This is a genomic window from Mesorhizobium sp. M2C.T.Ca.TU.002.02.1.1 (assembly GCF_003997225.1).
In genome coordinates this window covers 1-5,584 of the sequence record NZ_RZTO01000395.1, presented here as the reverse complement: position 1 = coordinate 5,584, position 5,584 = coordinate 1, and the positions used below count along the sequence as shown (strand labels likewise).

The 5,584-nt window shown below is 65.3% G+C and carries 5 protein-coding genes; all 5 read right to left on the bottom strand.

Annotation, left to right across the window (positions count from 1 at the left end; all coding sequences use genetic code 11):
* Positions 1 to 140 precede the first annotated feature (140 nt).
* Positions 141 to 1,397 (bottom strand): flagellar hook protein FlgE, encoded by a 1,257-nt coding sequence (locus tag EOD07_RS20290; RefSeq protein WP_041004710.1) that lies wholly within the window; start codon positions 1,395 to 1,397, stop codon positions 141 to 143.
* Positions 1,398 to 1,488: 91 nt separating this feature from the next.
* Complete coding sequence (locus EOD07_RS20285) at positions 1,489 to 2,157, bottom strand: response regulator transcription factor (RefSeq protein WP_040989981.1); 669 nt, start codon at positions 2,155 to 2,157, stop codon at positions 1,489 to 1,491.
* 222 nt (positions 2,158 to 2,379) lie between these two features.
* Positions 2,380 to 2,949 carry a transglycosylase SLT domain-containing protein gene (locus EOD07_RS20280; protein ID WP_245470330.1) on the bottom strand — a complete coding sequence of 190 codons (570 nt, stop codon included), beginning with the start codon at positions 2,947 to 2,949 and terminating at the stop codon, positions 2,380 to 2,382.
* Positions 2,900 to 3,892, bottom strand: coding sequence for a flagellar hook-length control protein FliK (locus EOD07_RS20275; RefSeq protein WP_164772377.1), 993 nt, complete (start codon positions 3,890 to 3,892; stop codon positions 2,900 to 2,902). Before EOD07_RS20275 ends, EOD07_RS20280 begins: the two co-directional genes overlap by 50 nt.
* Before the next feature lie 365 nt (positions 3,893 to 4,257).
* Positions 4,258 to 5,584, bottom strand: a 1,327-nt coding sequence (locus tag EOD07_RS20270; RefSeq protein ID WP_127236730.1) for a chemotaxis protein MotC, incomplete at its 5' end; no start/stop codon positions are given.

Below are 5,584 nucleotides of genomic sequence, written 5' to 3'. Positions count from 1 at the left end.
GGTGTAGTCCGGGTTCGACGCATCGGCCACATTGCGCGATACGACGCTGGTTTGCTTGGACGTGGCCAGGAGCGCCGACTGGGCAATGCTTAGTGCGGAGGAAAGCGACATGCTGATCTTTCACGGGCGGCGCCCGTCGTTTATCTCTTCAGGTTGACGAGGACGTCCATCAGGTCCGAACCGGTCTGGAAGACCTTGGAATTGGCGGTGTAGCTGCGCTGCGCCGCAATCATGTTGGTCAGCTCCTCGGCGATATCGACGTTGGAATTTTCGAGCGCTCCGGAGACGATGGAGCCGAGCTTGCCTTCATTGGCAAAGCCGATGCGCACCGCGCCGGAGTCGGGGCTCTGCACATAGACGTTGCCGGGCATTGCGGTGAGGTTGTCGGGGCTCTGAACGTCGGCCAGGGGGATTTTGTACAGCGCCTTGGTCGACCCGTCCGCGAACTGCGCGTAGATGACGCCGTCCTGGCCGATCTGGACCTTCTGGATGGAACTCGGCGCGTTGCCGTTGACCTTGGCGTCGGCGACGGTGAAGCCGGTGCCGAGCTGGGTCACCTTGGAGAGATCGAGGTTCAGCGTCGAGCCGCCCGGCACGGTGAAGGAGATGCTGTCGGTTGCGCCGGTGAGCTTGCCCGTGGTGGTGTCGAAGGTGAGGTTCGTCGATGCCAGTGCGCCGCCGGTATAGGGGAAGGAGGTGCCGGGCGTTGCCTTCGACTGGTCGAAGACCGAGACTTCCCAGGTGCCGGCGCCGGTGTTGGTGAAATAGACGTCGAGCAGCTTCTTGTTGCCGAGATCGTCATAGGCGACCAGCGAGGTTTTCGACGTGTACTGGGCCGAAGCGCTGTTGGTCGAGGGCAGGCTGCCGGCCGCGACGGGAGTGGCGCCTGCCGGCAGGTTGCCGCTGAAGACGCCTTCCGTGCTCGGCGTCGCCGTCATTTCCTGGTCGGAGATCTGTACCGGCACGAGGCCTTCGAAGCCGTTGGCGGTCGCTGCCGGCTCGCCATTGGCGTAGCTGTAGGCCATGAGCTGGTAGCCCGCGGCATTGACCAGCCGGCCCTGCGCGTCCGGTACGAAGGAGCCGGCGCGGGTGAGGTAGGGTGTGCCGCTGGCGTCCTGGACGACGAAGAAGCCGTCGCCGTTGACGGCAAGGTCGGACACCGAGGTGGTGTAGGTCATGACGCCCTGCGTGCTGACGGCCGAGCGGATCGTCGTCGTCACGCCTCCGGAATTATAGGCGCCGCCGGTGCCGGGCATGATCAGGGACGAGAACTCGGCCGAAGAGCGCTTGTAACCGGTAGTGTCGGAGTTGGCGATGTTGTCAGCCACCGCGGACAAGCGGTTGGCCTGCGCGTTCATACCGGAAACGCCGGTCCGCATCATTCCGTAGAGGCTCATCGATGGATCTCCGCAGTGCCTGGGTAGGAGGCCATGAAACTATGCCTCGTGTCTTGCGCGAGGCTGGCGCGGGACGGGCCTTGGACGGCCATCAGAACACCAGCCGGTAGCCGAGGAACCTCTTGGAATCGATCGGATCGTGGCCGAGCTTCTCACGCAGCTTCTTGCGCAGCTTCGAGATGTGGCTCTCCACCACGTTCTCCTCGACCTCTTCGTCGAAGATGCCGTAGATGGCGTTGAAGACCTGCGTCTTGGTCACGCGCCGGCCGCGGTTGCTGGCCAGGTATTCCAGGATGCGCCGCTCGCGCCGCGGCAGCGGCAGCGGCTCGCCGTCGATCTCCGGATCGCGGCCGTCCATGAAGATGCGCATCGAGCCGACTTCGGTGTAGGCGGCCTCTTCGGAGCCGCGGCGGCGGATGGCGGTGATGCGGGCGAGGATCTCGCGGATATGGACCGGCTTGCGGACGACATCGTCGACGCCGCTTTCGAACAGCCGCAACGTATGTTCGAGCGAGTGCTGTTCGCTGAGCGCGATCACCGGCGCGCCGGTGCGGTCGCGGATCTGGCGCGGCGATATCGCGCCGTCGCGGCAGTCGCCGATGAGAAAGGCCCTGACGGATCTGAGATCGGTGTCGGCGGCGGAACTCACCCACTCGCCGAATTCGCCTGGCGCGAAGCCGGCCGTGGCCACGCCTTCGCGATCGAAAAGTGAAGAGTAGCCCTCTGTCACGAGCTCTCGCTCGTCAACGATCACGATCATCGGCCCGCCCTCCGAATCAAATTCACTTGCCCCGTGCGGAAAGGGGTACCCGGCTCGGCGAATCCTGGAAAACCATCATTTCTTGTAGCTATTTTCTTGGGAGTTTTTTGGAGGCCGTAATAAAGCCGGTTGTGCAAGTGTATTCGCGCCGAACTGTCGGCTGACGATATTGGCGCCGGTGAGCATGCCGGCGACGGTCGATCGGTGTTCGAAGAATGGCAACTATTGATTGCAGAACGCGCTGGCGTTCGATGTCCATTTGCCGAAGCCGGTGGCGACCATGTTGGCGATGACACGGCAGACATAGACCTTCTGCGCCGGGTCGTTGTCGGGGCCGGCATGATAGCGGGCGACGGCCATCGACCAGGTCATGTGCCTTGCGTGCAGGCTGGCCAGGAAGCGCGCCGCGTAGTCGACATTCTGGTGCGGGTCGAGCATGTCCTCGACGCTGCGGAACTGGGCGCCATGATAGCGATGGTTGATCTGCATGCAGCCGAGATCGATCAGCGTCTTGCCCTCGCGGCGCGCGTTCTCGAATGTGGCGAGCGCTTCGCCGCGGCTGTGGGGAAAGACGGCTTTTCCCTCTATATTCAAAGCATTAGGCTGCAGGCTGCCCTTCTTCCCGGTCTCCGTCAGGCCGACCGCGTAAAGGATGCCGGCGGGCACGCCGTAGCGGTCGGCGGCGCGCAGGATCTCCGGCTCGCAGGGATTGGCGGCGGCGCTGGCCGCGCCGACGGCGAAACTAGATATACATATCGTCGTCAGCGCGCTCGCGAAGAGGCGAAGCGGCACGACTGAATTCTTGTGCGCCATTGCCATCGTTCCTTCCCGGTTGCCGGTCGCCGCCCGCGCTGTTGCCGCCCGAGTTCCCGGGCTGGAACGAAGGCTGGTCGCGGCCTGTCGACATCGGCATGGCGCTGCTTGCGTCGGCGCGGCTGGCCGCATGCGCTGCTATCGAAGGTTGCAGGATCGTAACCTTGTCGACATCGAAGCCGAGGCTGCGCATGGACTTGACGATAGCGTCGCTGTCGGCGGTGAGACGGCGATATGCCTCGTGTGTCTGCGGCTTCATCTCAATCGAAAGTTGCTCGCCTGACAGCCGCAGGCTGGCGGTGACCGATCCGAGCTCCGAAGGATGGAGCTCGATCTTGAGCACATGTGTCGGAACGGCAACAGAATTGGTCGTCTGCGAGCCTGCCGAGGCGGTTGCGAAGGCCTGCTGAACGCCCTTGTCGGAGGCAAGCGTTTCAACCAGCGCCGATGCCGTCTGGCCGATCGGGTTTTGCGCTGGCGCCGGGAAGCTCTGCTGGCTGACGACTTCCATGCGTGCGGCGGAAGAAGACGGCTTGCCCGGTGTCTGCTGCGGGGCCGACTGCGATTGTTGCGCGATCTTGGAGGCCGAGGCCGGCCGCCAGCCTTGCGGTGGCACCGGTCCGTCCGCCTGCGGTTCGTTGCCTTGCGCCGGCATGATCTTGGCATCGCTGCGGCCCGGCATGTCGAGAGCCCCGTCCGCCTTGAGCGGCTTCTGCCCGAAGTCAGGCCCGTGGTCTCCAGCCGCCGTCGAACGGGTGGATCGCGACTGCGGCTCGCCGGAACCGTCGACCGCCGCGCGCTTGCCCGGGCGCAGCGGTAATTGCAGCGATCCGTGTCCGCCGGCGCCATCTTCACCGTCGGCGCAACCTTTGTCGCCCGCGCCCGACGACTGCGCGAAATGCTTCATGTCGCTCAGCGCCATCAGCAATGGCAGGCGATCCTGCAGCGGCGCGGAATCGCTGGTTTGCGCTGTGCTATCATTGTCCGCCCCCGGCTTTGTGTCCCCGGCCTGGGCACCGTTCTTCGTGGCCTTTCCCGTGGTCGCTTTCGACGGGGCGGTTTTCCCCCCGGGGCCCTGGTCCGGCTCCTCCTTGCCAGTGGCAGATGAGCGCCTTGCGAGATGTGCGTCCGGCGTTACCGGTCCGGCGGCATGTCTGCTCTGCGGCCGATCTGATTTTTCCGCCCCGTTCACCATCTCGCCGAAATTCTGATCCTTGTCCTTGCTACCGGCTGCGTGCTGCCGAGGCTGACTCGAAGCAAAGCCCGGCAGGGTCTGGTTGACGCTGGTCATTTGGGAGCTGCTCCGAGGAGTTGGTCGATCTGGTCGAGCTGACGGCGCGTGCTGGTCACCGCCGCATCGATCGGGTCTTGCGCATCGGTCGTCGCCACCGGCGCGGATGCCTGCACAACCGGCGCGGCGCCAGTCGGTGCGGGAGCTGCCGCCGGCGTCTCAGCCGGCTGCGGGGCAGGGGGCGGCGAAGCCGCGGACGCGTCTTTCGCCGGATCGCTCGCCGCGACCGCCGGATCGCTTGACGCGACTGGTGGCTGGTCGGGCATCGCCCCTTCCACAGGAGGCAAGTCCGCATTGGCCGGATCGGCCGACGCCTCAGCCGCGGATTTCGCGTCCTCGCCTTTTGCGGCGGTTGCCGGTGCGGCGTCGGCTTTCACGGCCGCTTTCACCGGCGCCACAACTTCGCCCGCGACAGCCTGTGCGGCGTCGAGCAGGTCGCGGTCGCTTTGCGAAAGCTTGCCCCTATCGATCTTGCCGAGCTTGGCACGGACTTCATCGACACTGGCCGATGTCATGGTGGAAAGGCCCGAATAGAGCTGGGTGCGCGGGTCATCCTGGTTGCCGTTGCCGTTGCGGCCCAGCTCAGCCTTGGCCGAGGCGAAAGCCGACAGCTCCGTCATGCCGTCGATCGCGGCGTGGCGCGCGATACGCAGATAGATCACCTTCTCGCGCTCGGGATCCATCATCGAGGTGATGTCGGCGATCTTGTCCTGGCTGATCGCCATGTGCAGCGTGATGATGCCGGAAACGAAGGCATCGGCGAACTGGCTGGCGTAGGGCGAATAGAGGTAGGACGCGACATACTGGGTCGAGGCCAGCGCGAAGCGGGCGGCGTCGCCCTGCGCGGCCGCGATACCGACGGAGCGGCGAAGCGCAGCCTCCTCGACGAGCGTGCCGGGGCTGAGCAGGCGCGCCTCGTCGAGCAGCCTGAGCGCTGTTGCCGGGTCATCGGTCGCAAGCAGCGAGCCCTTGACCAGCGCCAGGAAGGCGCCGATGTCGGTGGGCACGCTCATCGGATCGATCGGCTTCAGCATGTCGATCGCCTCGGCCGGCCGCCCGTTCAGATAGGCGACGACGCCCTTGGCGATGGCGAGGCTTTGCGGGTCGGTTACCGCGCGCGAAGCCGCGGCCGCGACCGTCACCGGATTGCCGCCGCTCATGCCGTAGACCAGCAGGGCACGGAAGTTCTTCGGCTCCTTGAAATCCTCGGCGTTGGCGTCGCGCATCCGGGCGTCGATCATTTCGAGGAGCTTTGCCTGCATCGGCAGCGCGGCATGATCGCCGCCGGCAATGCGATCCTGGATCAGCTGCAGCGAACGCACC

Excerpts from the sequence above, each read along its gene's own strand:
- EOD07_RS20290 (WP_041004710.1), bottom strand. The coding sequence starts at position 1,397 with ATGAGCCTCTACGGAATGATGCGGACCGGCGTTTCCGGTATGAACGCG.
- EOD07_RS20285 (WP_040989981.1), bottom strand. The coding sequence starts at position 2,157 with ATGATCGTGATCGTTGACGAGCGAGAGCTCGTGACAGAGGGCTACTCT.
- EOD07_RS20275 (WP_164772377.1), bottom strand. The coding sequence starts at position 3,892 with ATGGCGCTGAGCGACATGAAGCATTTCGCGCAGTCGTCGGGCGCGGGC.